This is a genomic window from Luteibacter sp. P4_E6 (assembly GCF_056401535.1).
This window is the reverse complement of the sequence record NZ_JBFUJE010000001.1, coordinates 1-20957: the sequence shown is the minus strand read 5'-3', so window position 1 is coordinate 20957 and position 20957 is coordinate 1. Positions and strand designations below refer to the sequence as shown.

The 20957-nt window shown below is 65.4% G+C and carries 13 protein-coding genes; 8 read left to right on the top strand and 5 right to left on the bottom strand.

Annotated features, from left to right (window positions below; all coding sequences use genetic code 11):
- Positions 1 to 14 precede the first annotated feature (14 nt).
- Genes AC1DT2_RS00065 through AC1DT2_RS00045 form a run of 5 tightly spaced genes read left to right on the top strand, consistent with a single transcriptional unit; the run spans position 15 to position 6805 of the window.
- Positions 15 to 974 (top strand): HlyD family secretion protein, encoded by a 960-nt coding sequence (locus tag AC1DT2_RS00065; RefSeq protein ID WP_477293262.1) that lies wholly within the window; start codon positions 15 to 17, stop codon positions 972 to 974.
- The gene (locus tag AC1DT2_RS00060) at positions 971 to 2398 is read left to right on the top strand and encodes an efflux transporter outer membrane subunit (protein WP_477293260.1); all 1428 of its coding nucleotides are present in this window, start codon (positions 971 to 973) and stop codon (positions 2396 to 2398) included. Before AC1DT2_RS00065 ends, AC1DT2_RS00060 begins: the two co-directional genes overlap by 4 nt.
- Complete coding sequence (locus tag AC1DT2_RS00055; protein ID WP_213948993.1) at positions 2395 to 4029, top strand: MFS transporter; 1635 nt, start codon at positions 2395 to 2397, stop codon at positions 4027 to 4029. Before AC1DT2_RS00060 ends, AC1DT2_RS00055 begins: the two co-directional genes overlap by 4 nt.
- A 48-nt stretch (positions 4030 to 4077) precedes the next feature.
- A complete protein-coding gene (locus AC1DT2_RS00050; protein WP_197478497.1) occupies positions 4078 to 4461 on the top strand; it encodes a DUF2946 domain-containing protein in 384 nt (127 codons plus the stop codon).
- Positions 4462 to 4507: 46 nt separating this feature from the next.
- A complete protein-coding gene (locus AC1DT2_RS00045; protein ID WP_477293257.1) occupies positions 4508 to 6805 on the top strand; it encodes a TonB-dependent receptor in 2298 nt (765 codons plus the stop codon).
- On the opposite strand, the gene lanKC is transcribed toward AC1DT2_RS00045, so the two are convergent.
- From lanKC to AC1DT2_RS00020, 5 genes are all read right to left on the bottom strand, one after another.
- Positions 6775 to 9465 (bottom strand): class III lanthionine synthetase LanKC, encoded by a 2691-nt coding sequence (gene lanKC, locus AC1DT2_RS00040; protein WP_477293255.1) that lies wholly within the window; start codon positions 9463 to 9465, stop codon positions 6775 to 6777. The two genes, AC1DT2_RS00045 and lanKC, sit on opposite strands and share 31 nt — an antisense overlap.
- Positions 9466 to 9793: 328 nt before the next feature.
- On the bottom strand, positions 9794 to 11212 hold the full coding sequence (locus tag AC1DT2_RS00035; protein ID WP_477293253.1) for a sensor histidine kinase: 1419 nt from the start codon (positions 11210 to 11212) through the stop codon (positions 9794 to 9796).
- Between the two features lie 13 nt (positions 11213 to 11225).
- Positions 11226 to 12602, bottom strand: a complete 1377-nt coding sequence (locus tag AC1DT2_RS00030) for a sigma-54-dependent transcriptional regulator (protein WP_477293251.1) — start codon at positions 12600 to 12602, stop codon at positions 11226 to 11228.
- The gene (locus AC1DT2_RS00025) at positions 12599 to 14998 is read right to left on the bottom strand and encodes an FtsX-like permease family protein (RefSeq protein ID WP_477293249.1); all 2400 of its coding nucleotides are present in this window, start codon (positions 14996 to 14998) and stop codon (positions 12599 to 12601) included. The genes AC1DT2_RS00030 and AC1DT2_RS00025 overlap by 4 nt, the downstream gene beginning before the upstream one ends.
- Positions 14995 to 15726, bottom strand: coding sequence for an ABC transporter ATP-binding protein (locus AC1DT2_RS00020; protein ID WP_063570653.1), 732 nt, complete (start codon positions 15724 to 15726; stop codon positions 14995 to 14997). The genes AC1DT2_RS00025 and AC1DT2_RS00020 overlap by 4 nt, the downstream gene beginning before the upstream one ends.
- Before the next feature lie 419 nt (positions 15727 to 16145).
- Here AC1DT2_RS00020 and AC1DT2_RS00015 point away from each other — a divergent pair, with 419 nt between their 5' ends.
- The 3 genes from AC1DT2_RS00015 to AC1DT2_RS00005 all read left to right on the top strand — a co-directional run bounded on the left by AC1DT2_RS00015 (position 16146) and on the right by AC1DT2_RS00005 (position 20927).
- A complete protein-coding gene (locus AC1DT2_RS00015; protein WP_477293308.1) occupies positions 16146 to 18320 on the top strand; it encodes a glycoside hydrolase family 3 N-terminal domain-containing protein in 2175 nt (724 codons plus the stop codon).
- A 3-nt stretch (positions 18321 to 18323) separates the two neighbouring features.
- The gene (locus AC1DT2_RS00010; RefSeq protein ID WP_213948999.1) at positions 18324 to 19100 is read left to right on the top strand and encodes a 3-hydroxybutyrate dehydrogenase; all 777 of its coding nucleotides are present in this window, start codon (positions 18324 to 18326) and stop codon (positions 19098 to 19100) included.
- A gap of 141 nt (positions 19101 to 19241) precedes the next feature.
- Positions 19242 to 20927 (top strand): alpha/beta fold hydrolase, encoded by a 1686-nt coding sequence (locus tag AC1DT2_RS00005; RefSeq protein WP_477293246.1) that lies wholly within the window; start codon positions 19242 to 19244, stop codon positions 20925 to 20927.
- The last annotated feature ends 30 nt before the right edge of the window (positions 20928 to 20957 follow it).

Genomic DNA, 20957 nt, shown 5'->3' with positions numbered 1-20957 from the left:
TCGGGGGCCTGCTGGTGGTCGGCACGCTCGTCATCGTCATTTTCTTCTGGCTCGACCGGACCGAAACCACGACGGATGCCTATGTCACCGGGCGTCTCCACCCCATTGCGCCGCGGGTCACCGGGACCGTCGTGAGCCTGCATGTGGACGACAACCAGCACGTGAAGGCCGGCGAGGTGCTGCTGGAACTGGACACCCGCGACTTCGACGTCCGGGTGGAACAGGCGCGTGCCGAGATCGACCGGGCCAAGGGCCAGGTGGCGAGCGCCGACGCTCAGATCGTCGAGGCCAACGCCTCGATCGTGGCCGCCCAGGCCAGCGTGGAGAAGRCCGTCCTCGACCTGAAGCGTGCCAGCGAACTGGTCAACGAAACGCCCCGGGGCGTATCCCGGCAGGAATACGACGCGGCCAAAGCGGCGTCCGACTCCGCGCGGGCAAACAAGGCGAGCGCGGAGGCGCGCAAGGTCGCCGCAACGGCGGCAAGTGAATCGGCGCGGGCACAGGTCGCCACCGCGGAGGCCTCGCTACACGACGCCAACCTGGCCTACGGCTACACCAAGGTGCTCGCCCCGGTCAGCGGCTACGTGGGCCGGCGCTCGGTCGAGGTGGGCGCGCGGGTCAATGCCGGGCAGACCCTGCTGTCGATTGTCTCCGATCAGGTCTGGGTGGTGGCCAACTTCAAGGAGACCCAGCTTCACGGCATGAAACGGGGCACCGAGGCCAGGATGACCATCGACGCCCTTCCCGACCTGACGTTCATCGGTCACGTGGACAGCCTCTCGCCAGCGTCGGGCTCGCAGTTCGCGCTCCTGCCGCCAGATAACGCCACGGGCAACTTCACCAAGGTGGTCCAGCGTGTGCCGGTGAAGATCCTGTTCTCCGACGACGACCTGCGGCGCTATCGCGAGCGGCTGGCACCGGGTTTGTCGACCATCGTAAAGATCCGCGTGCCGGAAGGCGGAACCGGCCTATGATCTCCCGGGCACTTGTGCTGGCGCTGTGTGTCGCCGGCCTTGGCGGGTGCGTCGTGGGCCCCGACTACCAGCGTCCGGATACCCCGGTGCCGGCTGCCTGGAAGCAGGCGCCCCCCGTGAGTGCGCCGCTGCCGGATGCCTGGTGGAACCTCTTCGGCGACGACGAACTGAATCGGCATGTGGCGGCGACGCTTGCCGCCAACCAGGATCTGGCCGGCGCCCTGGCACGCTTCGACCAGAGCCGCGCCCTGCTCGGTGTCGCCCGCGCAGATGAATTTCCCGATGTGAGCTTCGATCCTGCCTACTCGCGCGCCCGGACCTCCGGAACGATCACCAACCGGTTTCCCGTTCTCGAGACCACAGTGTGGGAGGCGCCGGTCGATGTCGCTTACGAAGTGGATCTGTGGGGACGGGTGCGGCGGAGCGTGGAGGCTGCCGGGGCTGACCTACAAGGGAGTGCCGACGCGATCGCGCAGGTTCGCCTGAGCCTCGCGGCGTCTACCGTGTCGACCTATCTTTCCCTGCGTAGCAGCGATCGGGAGATCGACGTGCTTTCGCGCACCGTCGGCCTGCGCGAGGACGAGCTCAGCCTTGCCGACCGACGCGCCCGGGCGGGCGTGGTCAGCGACCTGGACGTGTTGCGTGCGCGTGCCGAACTCAGCCAGACACGCGCCGACCTGTCCGATGCTCGCCGTCGCCGTGACAATCTCGAACACGCCCTGGCAGTTCTCGAAGCGCGTAACGCCGCGGACTTCAGCGTGGCCCCTGCGCCGTGGACGCCCCACGTACCCGATGTGCCCGCCGGTCTTCCCTCGACGCTGCTCGAGCGCCGCCCCGATGTCGCCAGCGACGAGCGCGCCCTGGCAGCGGCCAGCGCGCGCATCGGCGTGGCCAGGGCCGCGTTCTTTCCTACCGTGAGCCTCACCGCGTCGGGCGGGTTTGCCAGTCCTCGCCTGGGCGACCTCACCGATAACGAAAGCCAGATCTGGTCGATCGGCCCGTCGGTGCATCTGCCGATCTTCGAGGGGGGGCGCAATCGCTCGCGCCTGGAAGCGGCTGAAGCGGCGTATCGCGGCGCGGAAGCAAAATGGCGCCAGACCGGCATCACGGCTTTCCGGGAAGTGCAGGACGCCCTTGCAGACACCACATGGCTACGCGAGCGTGGCAGCGCATTGGATGCGACAGTCGACGCGTCGACAGCGGCGGCAAAACTCTCGCGCTCGCGCTATGACCGCGGCCTCGCCGGCTACTTCGAAGTGGTCGATTCCGAGCGCCAGGCTCTGGGCAGCCAGCGCGCCGTCATCGAGAACGACCAGCAACGGCTGCTTGTCGCGGTCTCGCTGATCAAAGCCCTCGGCGGTGGTTGGAAAGAGGGCGACACGGTGCCAAGACAACCCGGCAGCACGACGCCGACGTTGCCATGAACACGGTCACTCCCGTAGCCACAACGGCGCCCGCGCCGCCCGCCAACCTTCCCTGGCTGGGTATCGTCGCCGTGCTGGTCGGTGCGCTGGCAACCACGCTGACGTCGCGACTCACGTCGATCGGTCTCGCCGACGTGCGCGGCGCCGTCAGTGCCGGCTTCGACGAAGGGGCATGGATTCCCACCGCGTTCACCGCCTCGCAGATGATGATCGGACCGCTGTCGATCTTCCTCGGCCGCGCATTCACGCCGCGCCGCGTGCTCCTGGTCGGCTGCGTCGTCTACGGTGTGGCGTTGTTCCTCGTTCCGTTCGCACCGGATCTGCGCGCGCTGCTCGTGCTCCAGTGCCTGGCGGGGCTCGGGTCCGGCACGTTCATTCCGCTGACCGCCGCTTTCATCCTCACCGCGCTACCGAAGAGACTCTGGCCATGGGGCCTGGCTGCGTACGCGATGAACATCGTGCTCGGCCTCAACCTGGCCTCGACGCTCGAAGGCTGGTACGTGGAACACGTGACCTGGGATTGGATTTTCTGGCAGAACACCGTCGTGGCCGTGCCTCTTTTCCTACTCTATTGGTTCGGGTTACGACGACTGCCCATCGATCGCGACTACCTGCGAAACGGCGACTTTCGCGGCATGCTCACGGGTGCGGCAGGGTTCACGTTTATCTTCGTTGCGCTCGACCAGGGCGATCGCCTCGACTGGTTCTCCTCCACGCTGATCGTCACCCTGCTCGCGCTGGGCGTCATATGCATGGGTCTGTTTCTTCTCCATGAATCGACACTCGATACACCCAGCGTGGACTTCCGGTTGCTCATGCGGCGCAATGTGTTCCTGCTGATCGTGCTGGTCCTGGCAACACGCTTCATGGTCACCGCCAGCAACACGCTGGTCGCGAATTACCTGATCCAGGTGCGCGGCCTGCGTCCGGAAGAAGTGGGGAATGCGGCCTTATGGGTGGCGCTGCCTCAGTTGATCATCGCGCCGACCGTCGCGTGGCTGCTCAACCGCGTGGATGCACGCTTTGCGATCGGCACGGGTTTCGCCATCGCCGCCACGGGTTTTCTTCTGGCCACGGGCATTACCTCCGAATGGACAGAATCGAACTTCAGTCTTGCCCTCCTGCTGCAAGCGATCGGGGAGACGCTGGAACTGACGGCGGTCATCTACTTCTTCGGCCACCATGTCGGGCCGGCGGATGGCATCACCTTCGGGGCGATCATCCAGACGGCCCGCCTGTTCGGCGGACAACTGGGAACCTCCGTGCTGGTGACCTTCACGCGGAAGGCCGAACAGTTGCACTCCAACCTCATCGGCCAGCACGTCGTCGCCGGCGAGCCGATGACGAACGAACGTCTCCTTGCTTACACGCAGATTTTTGGTTCATCGACCCAGGGTACCGGCGCACCTGAAGCCCGCGGCGCGGGCCTCCTGCTCGGTGCCGTCCGTGGTCAGGCTTACACCTTGTCGATACTCGATGGATTTCTTCTCGCCGCCGTGGTCGGCACGCTGGCCGTCGTACTGGTGATGTGCCTGCGCGAGCCCCCCGTCCTGGTCACTCCCGCCGCTGTGCCGCCGCTACCCCCTGAAGAACGTGACACCGTGTCGCATCCCGTTCACTCCACTTCGTGACATCATCCCTGGACCCACGTCCAGGGTTGAAATATAGGGGACGCCGACGTGCGTCGTGGTCTGGCACGAAACCGCTGGTTGGGATGGATGGCGCTGGTCGCCGTCTGGCTCACCGTGCTGGCGCCGTCGGTCTCGCGGACCGTATCGGCGGCCTTCGTGTTCCCGGACCTCGGGGCGTGGTGTGAAACCTCGCCGTCCGACCACCATGGCGCCACGACCGGCCATGACACGGATGCTCCCGGCGACGGCGCGGCGTGCGGTTACTGCACGCTGTTCGCACAGATGCCCGCGCTGGGTACCGCTTTCCACATCGGCCATGTCCTCCCTTCGCCCGGCTACGTTGCCGCCGCCCTTCCGGCCACGCGCGCGCACGTGCCGGTGGCCATCCTGCACGCACCGCCACGAGGTCCGCCGGTCGCCGCGCACGCCTGATCGCACCCGATCCCGCCGTACGCCACCGACCCACGGACTTATCGCCATGACCCTGTTCCCCACGGATGGACGCGCCCTTGCGCGTGCCGTCGCCTGCGCCCTTGGCGCGGCCTGCCTGCCTGTCCACGCCGCCGACGGCCCCGATGACCCGCAACACGCGACCACCCTGCGTGAAGTGCGTGTCTCAGCCGCCAGCCATGGCGCGCCGGTGGATCCCGACCTACCCGCCGCCGTCGAGACGATCACCGCCGAACAGCTGGACCATCTCAACGTGATCAACGCCGAGGATGCGCTGAAGTACCTGCCTTCCTTCGGCATCCGCAAGCGCTTCACCGGCGACGAAAATGCCACCTTCTCCGTGCGCGGCACCAGCAACCAGCAGAGTGCGCGCGGGCTGGTCTACCTCGATGGCCTGCTGCTTTCCAACCTGCTAGGCAACAACTGGGCGAATCCGCCGCGATGGTCGATGGCCTTCCCCGAGAACCTTTCGCGCGTCGATGTGATCTACGGCGCTTACTCCGCGCTTTACCCGGGGAACGCCATCGGCGCGACCGTGCTGATGACCACGCGCATGCCGGAGAAGCTCGAGGTCACGGGGGATGTGCAGGCATTCACCCAGCACGTACACACGTACGGTGTCGATCGCGACTACGGCGGCAGCCAGCAGACGGCGACCCTCGGCGACCGCGATGGTCGCTTCGCCTTCCTGATCGGGGTATCGCATCTTCAGGCCAACGGCCAGCCACTGGTCTACGCCACGCAGAATCAATCTACCGTGCCGGGCACGCGCAATCCGGTCACCGGGGCCATCGGCGACACGGGCGCCAACGGCCTGCCGCGAGAGGTACTCGGGATCAATAGCGAGGGTCAGGAAGCTAGTAGCCAGGACGAAGCGCACGCGCGCCTGACCTATGACATCACGCCCGAACTCACCGCGGCGGTCACCGCGGGCTATTGGAAGCAGGACCTGTCGCACCGCACGGCGTCCTTCCTGCGCGATACGAACGGCCAGCCCGTGTTGTCCGGACCGGTGACGATAGGCGGGCAGCAGTACACCGTGCCCGCCAACTTCTTTGCCCCGAGCACACGGCAGAGCCGGAATTATCTGTACGGCGTGTCACTGGGAACCCATCGTGACAGCGGATGGAACGTCGAAGGCGACGCGTCTTACTTCGACATGGACCGGAACCGCGACCGCGTCGCCAATGCGGTGACCGACAATGGCGCGGGGCTGCTCACCGCTGGCGACGGCAGCCGCTGGCGCACGCTCGACCTGCGCGCCAGTCATACGCCCGACAGCCTCGAGGCCAACACGCATTCGGTGAGCTTCGGCTACCACTTTGATGGCTATGCGCTCGACAACGCCACGTACAACCTTGCCAGTTGGCGCAACGGTGACGCGGGTGCCCTGACGAGCGCTAACGGCGGCAGCACGCAAACGCAGGCGGTCTATCTGCAAGACGCGTGGCAGCTGATCGACCGCTGGCGGCTTACCGTGGGCGCGCGCTACGAACAGTGGCGTGCGTTCGACGGATCGCGCTCGACGTCGACGGCCACGGTCGGCTACCCAGAGCGAAAGGAATCACATACCTCGCCCAAGGCCTCGCTGGCGTACGACGCCAGTGACACGGTAACCCTTCGCCTGTCCGGCGCACGTGCCTATCGCTTCCCCACGGTGAACGAGTTGTTCCAGGGCACGTTCAACGGCATCGCGCTGATCAACAACGATCCCAACCTGAAGCCCGAGAACGACCTCTCGCGTGAATTTTCCACGGAGTGGTACCAGCCCAACGGCGTGGCGCGCTTCACGATTTACCGCAGCGATACGCGCAATACTCTGTTCAGCCAGACCGACACCACGGTATTCCCGAATGTCACCAGCGTGCAGAACGTCGGCCTCGTACGCACACGCGGCGCCGAGGCAAGCTACGACGGCACCGGCGTCTGGTGGCCGATGTTCGACCTCAGTGCCAACGCGGCATATACGCAGGCGACGACGGTGACCAATGCTCGTAATCCCGCGTCCGAAGGCAAGCAGTTCTATCGCATTCCGCGCTGGCGGGCGAACGTGATCGGCACGTATCACGCCAGCGAGCATGTCGCCATGACTCTCGCCGGGCGCTATTCCGGGCGCCAGTACAACACCCTCGATCACAGCGACATCAATCCGGACACCTTCGGCGGTGCCAGCGCCTTCCTTACATTCGATGCCAAGCTGACGTGGAAAGTCAGTGACCACGTGGAACTCGGCGTGGGCGTCGACAACCTCACCAACCGCCGCTATTACGTGTATTACCCGTACCCGTCGCGGAGCTACCTGGTGGAGGCCAAGTTCCGGCTCTGACGTATCGGTGTCGGCAGGTGTTCGTCGAGCATGAAGGCCGCCGATGCATCGCGCCGCAATCGATCGAAGAACGAACCGACGCCCACGCCGCCCGTGGCCAGGTCGCAACTGATCCGCAGCAATTCGGTACCAGGCACGGCGAGCCCCTCCTCGCGCTGGATGAGGAAGGGCTCGATGCCGTGCGCCACGCGAAGGGCGCCTTCGCGATAGATCGAAGCGCGTTCGGGCATGAAGTGCGCAAGGTCCAGAAGCGTCTCGCCGATACCAGCGAGCCCCTCAAAAAGACCCGGGCTGATCGCGTGGCTGCGTAGCAAGTCTTCCTCGCTGGCGAGCAATACATCCCGGTAGTGCGCCTCACCTGTGAACGCGAGAAAACGGGCAACCACGGCAGTGACTCCCGCCGTACCCCTCCTCAGGTACGGAACCGAAGGGAAGGGCCCCCGGGACATCGGCCATGTCCAGGCACCATCCGCATTGCTGCGCCGCTGCGCGAGGTCGTAGGCGAGGCCGGCCGTTGCGCCCCGGAGGAAACGTGGTTCACCGGTGGCTACGTGCAGGTGGAGAAGGAACAAAGCAATTCCCGCCGCACCATGCGCGAGGCCGATCGGTTGCTGATCGCCATCGGGCCAGCGCAGCGTTTCGTCGTCCTCGGTGATCGCGGCGGACAAAAGTTCGTCACCTGCTCGCGAGGCTGCTGTGAGAAAGCCGCCATCCGCTGTTTCGTGCCATGCCTTGATACGGGCAAACCCCCAACCGGCGATGCCCTCGTACAGCCCGGGGCATTCCCGGATACCGCCCTCGAGCGAGTCCGGGCGCAGCAGCGCCACCGCGCGTTCGGCGTCACCGGCCTCGAAGAGGACCCATGCGATACCGGCGTCCCCAGACATCAGGCTCACGCCACGCTGCCGGGGCTCATCGACGCCGGAAAGCAGATAGTCGCGCAGCCCGTCCGGCGGCACACGCGCACCGCGTAGATAGGCGTGCAGGATGCCGGCAGCACCATGGGCGACACCCCAGGGGTGAGTCTCGAAGACATCGGGAGCAGCGGGCACGAACCGATCCGGTCTTGCGTGCGCCGCCTGCGCCGTGACGTAGCCGAACAGCTTATCTGCATGCGCCGCCAAGGGCGGAGTACGCCGGTTGCGATGGGGCACCGGTGCGGTCCCCGCCTCCACGCATGCAAGGCTGGCCCGTAAGGCGGTCATCACTGTCGTCGGTGACGGCCGTGCCGTTGGTCTCGTATCCAGTAACTGGCCAATCGCTTCAGCCACTGCGTCGGGGTATCCCATGTCTGCGCTCAGCCGGCGGGAAAAGYGCAGGGCGACGCTCCGGTCCAGGGGCAGCATCGCGTTCACGGGAATCATGGCTGCCAACAGGTTCGCGCCGAAGGCATAGCGATCTTCGCTCACCGCCGCCTCGTGATCCTTGGGTAGCGGATCGCCCGAGGCGAACCCCGGTGTGCGAAAAGGCATGGGCGCGTCGAGTCCGTGCTCAACGGCCGCCTCCAGATCGATCAGCCGTACCTCGCCCGTGGCATCCACGATGATGTTATGGAATGAGAGGTCCCCCAGTGACACGCCGACCGCGTGGACCCGCTGGATGACGTCGGCGAGGCGACTGAGTACCGCGACGACATCGGCGAGAAAGCCGGCCACGTCGTCCCTCGTAGCCCGTGTTTTCAGCCAGGGGTAGCGCTTGCCCAGCCAGGATCGAAGCGTAGGCCCTCGCAGGTACTCCTCGACCAGGAAACCATGTTCGCCTTCCTCGAAGCATGCGATCGGCTGCGGCGCGATGCCGAGGGACGCCAGGCGTCGAAGCAGGCGGAACTCCTTGCGTAGGTTGTCCTTGGCTGTTTCGCCATAGCCGACATACGGGCGGGCCTCCTTGATGACGACGCGACGCCCTTCGTGCAAATCGTCGGCGAGGTAAACCCCACCCGCGGAGGAAAATGCCAGGGCCTCGTGCACCCGGTAGCGGCCACCTCCCAGGAGGACAGATGGCGCCGGCTCGGTGGGAGCGGCGGTGCCAAAGGGGTCGCGTAGCCAGTCGGAAAGTCGAAACCGCGGCAGGCGATCATCGGGTTCCACGGCGGCGTCGGGTCGCCGCAGCAACCATTCGTGGCGCCCACCCGGCGAGACACGAAAATCCGAGACGATGCCGCCATAGCGGTAGTGGAGCACGCGCGAGTCGTCGTAACGGCGATCGGTAAGGACGTACGGCCCGATATACCCCGACAACGCCGCATGAAGATTGGCCATGACCTGACGGAAGTCGTCCACATTGCGCGGGTACACCGTAATGAACTTGCCCGATCCACTTCGCGGCCAGCGTTTGCCGTTGATAGCGGCGAGCATGCCCTGATCCGCGGCGAACTTGAATGCGGTTCCGGACTCGGCGAGAACCACCGCGGCGATGGACRGCACGATGTGGGCGGTAGAAGCGATCGAGGAGATGTGGATCTTCCAACCTTGTGTCGGCAGCACGGCGTTCGCGGGCCGACAGTGCACCCATATACCCGATCGCTGGATCGACCAGTGCGCGGGAAGCACACGCCTGGCCGGGGAGATGAAGTCGTCCTCCTGCACGGCGCGACGCGCATAAGGCTCGAAGAACTCGCGGTCGACCGCGGTGTACTGCAACAGCTGGGCGCGTCGTTCCATAGCGAGCCAATCCTCCCTGTTCGGATGCAACCCGGCACGCGGGGCGGCCCGGACGCCGTCCCGCGTGCCTTCGCTTGCCCGTGTTACTCCGCGAAGCCGTCCATTTGGTAGATGGAGCAATGAGTGTTGCTGCACGACGTCACACCCTCGCCACCCTCGTTGTGATCCCAATCAGGATGGGTTGCGAGGTTCTGCAGATCGAGTACGTGTGGCATGACTATTCCTTTCGTTCCGCGATGAGTCCGAGCCGAATCTATGACGCGCCCAGGACCCCGGCCAGTGTCCGGGGCGATCGTTCAGGGGATGAACCTGCGCATTCGATGGATTTCTATCGGGCGTGACCGCTTTTGAGTGCCTTCGCTGTCCGGAACCGGACAGCGCGGTCCGCAGCCGGACACAACGGCAGCCGCACGGTGGCCACGACGCCCCTCGCATCGCTGCGCGCGGCGAGGTCGACTGTTCCACCGTGCGCTTCGACGATCAGGCGCGTCAGCGTGAGGCCGATGCCCGACCCCTCGGGCTTCGTGGTGAAGAAAGGCACGAAGAGACCGTCGCTGGCGGGCAGCCCGCTGCCCTCATCCTCGACCGTCACACGCGCGTAGTCCTCTTCGATGCGCCAGTCGACGCGAACGCCGCCGCCCGTCGCCAGCGTGGCCTCGACCGCGTTTCGCATGAGGTTGATGAAAGCCTGGCCCAGCTGGTCTTCGTCACCGTCGATGGTCACCGCCGAAGCGCCATGGACGTCGATGATCTTCCGCTGTTCGAGCCGTGCGAAGCGCAGCAACGCGACGTCGAGGCGGAAGGGGCGACGTTGCAGGGGAGGCAGACGCGCCAGGCGGCCATAGCCGGCGAGGAAGCGTGTCAGGGAGTGGGCACGCCGGCCGATCACTTCGAGACCGAGGCGGAGCTCGTCAACGGTTGTTGCGCGATCGCCCGCGTCGAGCAGGGTTGAGAGACTGCCCGCCAGTGAGCCGATCGGGGCGAGTGAGTTGTTCAGCTCGTGACTGAGCACGCGAATCAGTCGCTGCCACGCGCGTCGCTCCTCCTCACTCAATGCGGCACTCAAGTCGTGAAGCATCACCATCGTGTGCTCCGTTCCCTCGCTGTACCAGACCGCCCGGCGCACCGCCCAACGACCGTTGGCCGCAGGAAACCGGTGGGTGAGAATGGCTCCGTCAGCAGCCCCAAGCGGGACGGACAAGCCGAGTGAGTCCGTGTCATGTCCAACGATAGACGCGCGCTCACCACCAATCAGCCGCCTGGCGGCCGGGTTGATAAACGTCACGCGACTCTTGTCGTCGACGACGAAAACCGCGCTATGCAGTGCAACCAGGGTCTTACCCAGGAACCGGGAAGCCTCAGTACGCTTGCGCCTCCCCGCGCGCAGGTCGTCGGTCAGCACGTTCACGTCCGCAATCATGCCTTGCAGGGGATCGCGGCCGGGACGAACCCTTCCGCGCATGCTGTAGTCGCCTTCACGTACGGCGAGCAGCAGGTCGAAGACCGTCCCCAACGTGGCAACCAGGCGATTGCCACGTATCCAGCCGACGAGGACACTCAGCAGAAGTCCGGTGCCAAACAGAACGGCCCGCAAGGGCCCGGAGAGTCCATCGAGGGTGGCAAGCAGCGCGCCACTCACGATAAGCGGCGTCAGGAGGACCCCGACCCAGAGTGCTGCTTCGATGCGCAGTACCGTGGAGCGATCGCGCACCGCCTTGGCAGGGCGCGGGAGACGAGCCGGGGCCATGTCTGTCGGCCTCTCAGTCCACAGGTTCGAAGCTGCTTCGGAGACGGCGCTTGTCGAGGCGGCGATACAACGACTGTCGTGAAATGCCCAGCGCATCGGCGGCACGCTGAAGGTTGTGATCGTTGCGATCCATAGCCTGCCGTATGAGCGCATCTTCGGCTTCGGGAAGCGTGAGTCGGTCCAGCAACAGGGGCGATCCCGTCTGCTTACTCAGATTCAATCCCTCCACATCGATCTCATCGCGATCGGCCAGTAAGACTGCCCGTTCCACGGCATGCTCCAACTCGCGGACATTTCCCGGCCAGTCGTAGGTGCGCAAGAGACGTTCAGCCGACGGCGCCATGAACATGCAGTCCCGCTGGCGACGGCGACATTCGCGCAGGAGGAAGTGTCGGGCCAACGGAACAATGTCCTCAAATCGTTCGCGCAAGGGAGGCAGACGTATCTGCATCGCGTTGAGACGATAGAGGAGATCGCGTCGGAATCGATCGGCACGAACCGCCTCGCCCAGGTCGGCGTTGGTGACAGAGATCACCCGCACATTCACCCGGTGCGTGCGAGCCGACCCGGAATGCTCCAGTTCACCTTCTTCGAGCACCCGCAGCAGCTTCACCTGCTGGCTCATCGGTATATTGCCGATCTCCTCCATGATCAGGCTGCCCCCACAGGCCAACTCGAAGCGCCCGGGCCGCGGCCTCGGATCATCGTCGCCGAACATTTCGTCGACGAAGCGGGATTCGGGGAGGCTACCCATATCGACGCGGATCACGGGTCCTTCCGCGCGCGACGACATGGTGTGAATCTCGCGGGCCAATAGGGATTTCCCCGTCCCGTTCTCGCCGAGGACAAGGACATTCGAGTCGCCCGGAGCGACACGGGATGCCAGCTTCATCACCTCGCGCATCGCCGTCGATTCCCATGCCCGCCACACGTCGGTCATCTCCCTGCCCAGCGCGTTCTCGGCACGAAGGCGTCGGTTCTCCTCGCGAATCGTGCGCAACGCGATCTGGCTGCGCACGGTATGGACGACTCGTTCGTTGATCCAGGGCTTCTCGATGAAGTCTGCGGCGCCAAGCCGCATGGCATGGACGGCAAGATCGACGCTGCCCCAGGCGGTCATCGCCACGAGCGGGAGATCGGGTACTTCTTCGCGGAGGCGGGCGATCAGTTCCATGCCTTCCCGACCGGACGTTGTGTCGGCGGCGTAGTTGAGGTCCAGGACGGCACAGGAGAATTCGACGCGCGATACCGCGTCAAGGGCCGCCGCAGGTGAATTGACTTCCACAGACGGAATGTCCGCGGAGCGGAAAAGCAGGCTTAGTGAAACCAGTACGTCGGCCTGGTCGTCGACGATAAGCACGGGGAGTGGGGGCGCGCAGAGCATGGTCATGACCGGAAGCTCCTGTCTCGGCGGGACCCCCGAGGCGATATCGTCAGCTCGCCGCGAAGTATGGTGACGGATCGAACGGTGCAGGCGCGTAGCGACGGCAAAGCCACGGCGCAAAGCGCCGCGAAAATCATCATCAGGGCGACGGCGGCAGCCACGCTGGCGTCGATCCCGCCGGTCTCGAGCGCCGAATGCCGAAACGCCTGCCCCATGACGACGGAAGCGACCAAACCTAGCGCGACACCGGGCATGGCCATGGCCATGCCGCGTGAAACGGCATGGCCAAACAGGTCCAGAGGCGTCGCCCCCAGTGCGTCGCGAAGGGCGATGTCACGTCGGCGGCTGATCACGTCCAGCGTTTGCACCGCATAGAGACCGATGCAGGCGAGGGACAGCGCCATGCCAGAGAAGGCTGCAGCCAGGGCGGCGTTACGTCGCGTCTCCGCGGTCGCGTCGCGAACGAGTCGTTGAAGGGGTTGCAGCGGCCCCGCTACCAGACCCGGTGCGGCTCGTTCGACCATCGTCTGCAAGACCTGAGCGTCCACGGGCTTGCTACCCGGACCGCGAACGACGACGAATGTCGATACGAAGCGTCTGATGAAGGCATAGGTACCCGGGTCGACCTGGGCAAACGGCACGTAGACCGTGGGCTCCGTTGATCGCTCCGCGCCGGCAGCTCGCGTATCCGCCACGACTCCCACGATGCGAAGTGCCCGGTTTGTAACGAGTTGCGAAGCGGGCATCACCGAGGCGCCAATGCCGCGTCGATCGATCTGGTCGATATACGCCTGGTTGACCATGGCCACGGGCGGGGCTGTGGCCCGGTCGTCCGCGTCGATGTCCCGGCCTGCTGTCCGGTCGATTCCCATCGAGTCCATCGCGCCGGGGGAAACCATGACGTACCGAAGGTAAGAGATTTCTCCATCCGGCGACCGAAACGGTCTGAAAAATCCGGTGCCCACCGGAAGCAGGGTGGTCAACCCCACCGCGTCGACGCCTGGCAGTCGCAGGGCGCCGATTCGCAGCGCTTCGCTGGCACGGACCACGCTGGCAAGCGTAGGGAACTGCAGGCTGTCCGGGCTGATTTCGACGAAGCTCGCCCCTTCCGCCTGAAAGCCGAGGGGTATCTGTATCACGCGCCACATCCGGGTCACGGTCGCCACGCCCAGGACCAGCAGCATCGTCGCGAGTGCCGTCTGGATCAGCACGATCAGGTGCCGGGCACGCCGGGCCGGACCCGGCGATGTCCCTCCCAGGGTGAACTGCGCACGCAAGACCCGTTCCGGACTGGCGTGCATGGCGGCGGGTATCGCTGCGGCGATCGTCGAGGAGATAGCCGCGACTACCGTCGCAAGGCAAACCGGCAAGTCCAGATCGATCGGCAGCGACGAGAGGAGCCAGGACGGAGGAACAAAAGAACGCACCGCCGTCACGATGGCATGTGCGAGCGGCAGTCCCACGACCAGTCCACCCACACTGATGGCGGCGACATCCGCGATCAGTGGAAGCCTGGGCCGCCACCCCAGTCCACCGAAGGCTATCGCAAGGCAGGTCTCATGCGTACGCCGCAGTGCGCGCGACAAGAGGAGGTTGGAAAGATTCACCCCGGCAATGGCAAGGACCAACAATGAACACATGAAGAAGGTGAGCACAGCCGGCCTGGCCTTGCTGGTCAGGACGGTATCGAGCGGCATCGTTCCATACGGGAGGGTCGGTGTCTGCGCCTGCAGCCATCGTGCAACGCTGTCGCCGGTTACGCCGGGAGCAAGCCGTGCGATGGCGACGAGGTTCGCCGCACGGTCGCCGGACAGGTGCATCGACGGAAGCGGAAGGAGCAGGTCCATGTCGGCGAACAGGCGGTACTCCGGCGGAAGTACACCGCGAACCGTCATTACCGCTCCGTTTACCGCGATGCCGCGCCCCACCACATCCGTATCGCCGGCGAGCCAGCTCAACCAGAACGCGTGCGAAAGCATGACGCCGCTTTCGGCGGTGATCGACGAATCATCCGGCAGTACCGACCTGACACCCAGGGTGGGTAGGAATCCGGCATCGACGCGCTGAGCACGCGCAAGAGCCTGCCGGATACCCACACGAACATTCACCGATTCAGCCATATGTGCGGCGCCGGTCGAAAGTACGCCCGGGGGCCGGCCAATGACGTCGTATGCCTTCGGCGAAGCCGCAAGGCCAACGGGGTCGCGTCCTGCCTCGCCGTAGATGACGACGCGGTCGTGGTAGGGGAATGGCGGCGAGGTCAGAAGAGATTCGACCATGGTCAGGGCACTGGTGAAGGCAGCCAGGCCGATCCCCAGGGTCAACGCCGCTAGCGGCAGGAACCCGCGCGGGCGCCAGAGTGCCCGCCAGGTGCGATCCAGGGCATTCAGTGGCACGTTCATGGAAACGACTCCGTGCTGCGGCGCTCGTCCAGACCCGCTTCGGCCTCACGCTGTCGCTGACGAAACGTCGTCTCATCGATGACACAGCCGTCCAGCAACCGTATCGTGCGGTCCGCCACCCCTCTGAACCGCTCGTCGTGCGTGACCATGCAGATGGTCCGACCCGACGCGTGCAGACGGCTGAGAAGTGCCATCACAGTCTCACCATTGCGCAGGTCGAGATTGCCCGTTGGCTCGTCGGCAAGGAGGATGGACGGCTCGCCAGCGAGCGCCCGGGCCACGGCCACGCGCTGCTGCTGTCCCCCGGAAAGCTGGTCGGGATAGTGGCGCATGCGGTGCGCCATGCCGACATCGGCCAACGCGCTGGCTGCGCGATCCGCGCGCTCGCGGCGACTCATGCCATCGCGAAACGACAGCGGCAATTCGACGTTCTCGGCGACCGTCATGTCGCCGATCAGGTTGAAAGCCTGAAAAACGAAGCCGATGTGCTGGTTCCGCAGGCGCGCCCGGGCACGCCTGCCCAGACCGGACATCGACTGTCCCAGAAAGCGAAATGTCCCGTAGGTGGGTATGTCGAGGACACCCATCAGGGATAGCAGCGTGGTTTTCCCGCAACCGGAAGGCCCCGCGATCGAGACGAACTCTCCCCGACGAATATCGAGATGGATGTCGCTGAGGACGTGGACTTCCATCGCGCCGATGTCGAAGACCTTGCCGATGCCTCGCATCTCGATCACCGCGGGAGCGCGAGCCGATTGCACCGTAGCCACCTCGCCCCATTGACCCCCGTCGATCGATTGTGACCCGCCAATAAAGCGTTCGTGGATCGCGTCGTTATCTTTTGCCGGAAATGCTTTGTGATCAGCGCTTTCCACTCAATCGTTTTCCGCATCTACGACGACTTACGTTAACTAGACGATGCCGGTCTGCCGGGCAGCCGCTGCCGTGAGGCGACCCAAGGGATTCGCCGAAACGCGAGGCGGCCGAAGACGGTCAATTCGGCCACGACGAATGCTTTGTGCCCCAACGATGTAATCGTTTACATGTAACGCTATTTACGTGCCCACTCGGGGTGCCGATGCCGGTATCCTTGCCCGCTTACGGCGCCGGAACGCGCGCCGACCGTTCCCAGGGCAAGACCACCATGATCCGTGACCCCCGCATCGAAGACCTGATCGCCCGCATGACCGTCGAAGAGAAGGTCGGCCAGTTGGGCGTGTTTGCCGATGCCGTGCGCCCGTTCGCACCCGATATCAATCCCGAGGCCAACGCCCGTGGTGCCGCCGAGGTACTCGAGCAGGTGCGCGCCGGGCGCGTGGGCGCGTTGTTCAACGGCGTCGGCGCGACGGAGGGTCGCGAAGCGCAGCGAGTAGCCGTGGAAGAGAGCCGGCTGGGCATTCCCTTGTTGCTCGGCGCCGACGTGATCCACGGCATGCGCACCGTTTTCCCTATCCCGCTGGGCGAAGCGTCCACTTTCGAGCCGGACCTCGCCGAGCGCACCGCACGCGCGACAGCGGTCGAAGCCACCGCCGCAGGCATTCACTGGACCTACGCGCCGGCAGTCGACATCGCGCGCGACCAGCGTTGGGGGCGCGTGGCCGAGGGCGCCGGTGAAGACGTAGTGTTGGGTTCGGCGTTCGCCGCGGCGCGCGTGCGCGGCTTCCAGGGCACCGACCTCACGGCCGACGACTCGCTGCTCGCCACCCCGAAGCACTTCGCCGCCTATGGCGCCGTGGCCGGCGGCATGGAATACAACTCGGTGGAGATCGCGCCGCAGACGCTGCGTGACGTTCACCTCCCACCCTTCAAGGCGGCTCTCGAAGCTGGCGCGCTGACGTTCATGAGCGCGTTCAACGATATCAACGGCGTGCCAGCCTCCGCCAATCGCGAACTGATGACCGATATCCTGCGCGGCGAATGGGGCTTCGAGGGTTTCGTCGTCTCTGATTACACCGCCGACATGGAACTCATCGCCCACGGCTTCGCGGAAGACGAACGAGATGCCTCGCGCCTTGCCTTCCTCGCCGGCGTGGACATGAGTATGCAGAGCGGTTTCTACGCCGCTCACCTGCCCGACCTCGTCGCGAAGGGCGACGTACCCATGGACGTGCTGGACGAAGGCGTGCGCCGCGTCCTCCGCGTAAAGAACGCGATTGGCCTGCTGGACAATCCCTACCGCTCCCTCGACCCCGCCGTGGAAGCCGACACCTCGAAGAATGCAGAGCACGCGGCGCTGGCACGCGACGGCTCGCGGCGTTCCATCGTCATGCTGAAGAACGACGGCGTCCTGCCGCTGCGCAAGCGCGGCCAGAAGATTGCCTTGATCGGGCCGTTTGGCGCGGACGTCGACAATCTCGAAGGTTGCTGGACCCTTTTCGGCGACAAGACGCGTCACGTGAACATCGAGGCTGGTCTGCGCGATGCGCTGGACATGAACACCGAGCTCGAGGTCATCGCCGGCAGCGGCATCGAGGACGCGATCGCGGGTGGTATCGAGGCCGCCGTGGCGGCTGCCCAGCGAGCCGACGTCGTGCTGCTCGCCATCGGTGAGCCCCAGGTTTATTCCGGAGAGGCCCAGTCGCGCACGCAGATCATCGTACCGCCAGCCCAGCAGGCCCTGGCCGAAGCGGTCGCCGCCACAGGTACGCCGGTCGTGGTGCTCTTGAAGAACGGACGTGCGCTCGCTCTCACCGGGGCGGTGCGCGACGCCAACGCCATCCTCGTCACCTGGTTCCTCGGCAGCCAGACCGGCCCCGCCATTGCCGACGTCGTCTTCGGCGACTACAACCCGGCCGGACGCTTGCCGGTCAGTTTCCCGCAGGACGCTGGCCAGCAGCCCTATTACTACAACCATCTGCGCACCGGCCGCCCGGAACTCGCCGAGCAGCCGCCCGCGTTCAAATCGCGCTATCGCGAGATACCCTTCGACGCGTTGTATCCCTTTGGCCATGGCCTCAGCTACACCACGTTCGCCTACACGGCGCCCGAAGTGAAGGCACAGGTCGGCTGGAACGACGCCATCGTGGTAAGCGCGACGGTAACCAACACCGGGGACATCACGGGCGAGGAAGTCGTGCAGTTGTACATTCACGACCGCGTCGCAAGTCGTGTGCGGCCGGTTCGCGAACTGAAGGCGTTTCGCAAGATCCTCCTCGCACCGGGCACTTCCGAGGAAGTGTCGTTCGAACTGACCCGCGAGGATCTCGCATTCACGCACCGTGACGGCAAGACGTTCGAAGCCGAACCGGGCGACTTCCAGGTGTGGATCGCCGGATCGTCCGCGCAGGGTGACGCAGCGACCTTCGTCCTTGGGAGGCCCTGAAACATGCACGACCTGACGGGCAAAGTCGCTCTCGTCACCGGCGCGGCGAGCGGCATTGGCCGCGCGATTGCCGAAGCCTATGCGCGCGCCGGCGCGCGGGTGGTCGTCGCCGATATCGCGGTCGACAGGGCGAGCGAAGCCGCCGCGGCGATGGGGCACGGTGCCGTCACACTTGCCATGGATGTGACGGACGAGACGCAGGTGGACGAAGGCTTCGCGCGCATCGGGCGCGAACTGGGCCCCGTCGACATTCTGGTCAGCAACGCCGGTGTGCAGATCATCTCGCCGCTGGTGGATTTTCCGTTCGCGGACTGGAAGCGCATGCTCGCCATCCACATGGATGGCGCCTTCCTCACGTCCCGCGCCGCCATGCGTCAGATGATCGCGTCCGGGCGCGGTGGCTCGATCATCCTGATGGGCTCGGCGCATTCGCATGTGGCGTCGAAGTTCAAGGCGCCTTACGTGGCGGCGAAACATGGACTGCTGGGTCTTGCGCGGGTGATCGCAAAGGAAGGCGCAAAGGACAACATCCGCTCCAACGTGATCTGCCCGGGTTTCGTGCGCACGCCGTTGGTCGAGAAGCAGATTCCCGAGCAGGCGCGCGAGCTTGGCATCAGCGAAGACGACGTCGTGCGTAACGTCATGCTGCGTGACACGGTGGACGGCGAGTTCACCACGCTCACGGACATCGCCGACACCGCACTTTTCCTCGCGGGCTTCGAATCGAATGCGCTCACAGGCCAGTCGCTTGTCGTGACGCACGGCTGGCACATCCAGTAACGATCGGTCGCGGCCAGCGAGCCGGGACAACCCTACGTGCGCCTCGGCGAATGGTGCAAATCACCGCGCCGATGACCGATACGGGCAGCGCTCCCCCGCGCGTAGCTTCGTGGTCCCCTCGATACGAGAGAACCACCAAGCATGCATTCTCCTCATCGTCCCGTTGTCGCGGCGGTCGTGCTAGCCAGCCTGCCCGCCGTTTGCGGCGCCACCTCGATCCCGACCCCGCACATAGCGTGGGGCGCTTGCCCGGACAGCTGGGTGGGCAGGACATCCGTCGTACTTGGCACGCGTCTGCAGTGCGGCAACCTGAAGGCGCCACTTGACCATGTCACCCCCGACGGACGACAGATCGATGTCGGTGTCATCCGGGTACGCGCGGGCGATCCGGCAGGACGAGAAGGCGCCATTTTCTTCAATCCGGGTGGTCCGGGCATTCATCCGGGGAAGTTGCTCCGATCGATAGGCGAAGGCTGGTCGAGTATGCGTACCGACGACCCGGACGAAGGCGACAAGCGGCGGCTCGCGGACCGCTACGATCTCATCGCCGTCATTCCGCGCGGCCTCGTCGGAAGTGGCAGCTTCCGTTGCGCCGTGGACGCGCCGGCCCCGCCGGCGTATGCGTTCCTGCCGACCCATCTGGGCGATGCCAACTGGCGACTCGTGGTCGAGAGCGCCCAGGCGACGGTGGACGCGTGCTCGACACCAGCGGGCGCCCGCCACATCAACACCGAACAGCACGCGCACGACATGGACATGGTTCGCCGCGTCCTTGGCGACGAACGTCTCCATTTCTATGGCATTTCCTACGGCGGCATGGTGGGTGCCTGGTATGCATCCATGTATCCGACGCACACCGGCCGCTTGCTCCTGGATTCGACCATGGATCTCATGCACGGGTACCGCGCCGCGGCGCTTATGGCCCTGGCGGCGCAGCAGCGCGCCTTCAGCGAGGACGTCGTCGCGCCGGTGCTGCGTGACCCCACCCGTTTCGGACTGGGCACAAGCCGCGACACGGTCGCCTCAGCCATCGACGACTTTCCAGCGCGTGCCCGTGAGGCCTGGGCGGGACGCCTCGATACGCCGGTACGCCTCGCTGCCGCCCTGAAGCTGGTGGAGTGGATGGCCAGCGGCGATCCGCCGACCCTGGAGGCCATGACGCGCTTCATTGGCCGCACCATCTTCAGCAACGACCAGGCGCTGGACAGACGCCTGCGCTGGGAAGCCGGCCAGCTGGCTCGCACGCTGTATTCCGCGTCTGCCACGGATCCCTCGACGGACACGGAACCGGACGGCGGCGTCGTGCGCATCCTCATGGGCTGCAACGACGTTTCGTGGCCGCGGAGTGAAGCCGAGATACGCGAATCCGCGCGGCGTTATGCCGCGCGGTATTTCAACTTCACGGGTGACGCCACGATGGAGGAGCTCACATGCTCGCGCTGGGGCGGCCCTGGTGCTCGCCAGCCAAATCTCACCGTACTGGGAAGCGCATCGCCATTCCTTCTGATCCAGTCCGAGAAAGACACGTCCACGCCGCTGGCAGGCGCCAGTCACGTGCTCCACGCCTTCGCCAATGCCCGGATGCTACTCGTGCGTAACTCGAGCCTGCACGGCGTGTTCAACTTCACGACGTCCCCATGCATCGAGCGAACGGCGTCACGCTACCTGCTCACCGGTGAGCTGCCGGCCACACGATCGCGCGCGTTCGCGTGCAACGAGGTGTTCGATAATCCCGTCGATGCCATGCCGGGCGGGCCATCCCAGACTGCGACCGAACCCACGCCCATGGAGGGGCCGCTCGTGCCAGCGGATCACGACGAATTCTGACACTGATCCGGTGCGTGCGCTGATGCCGAC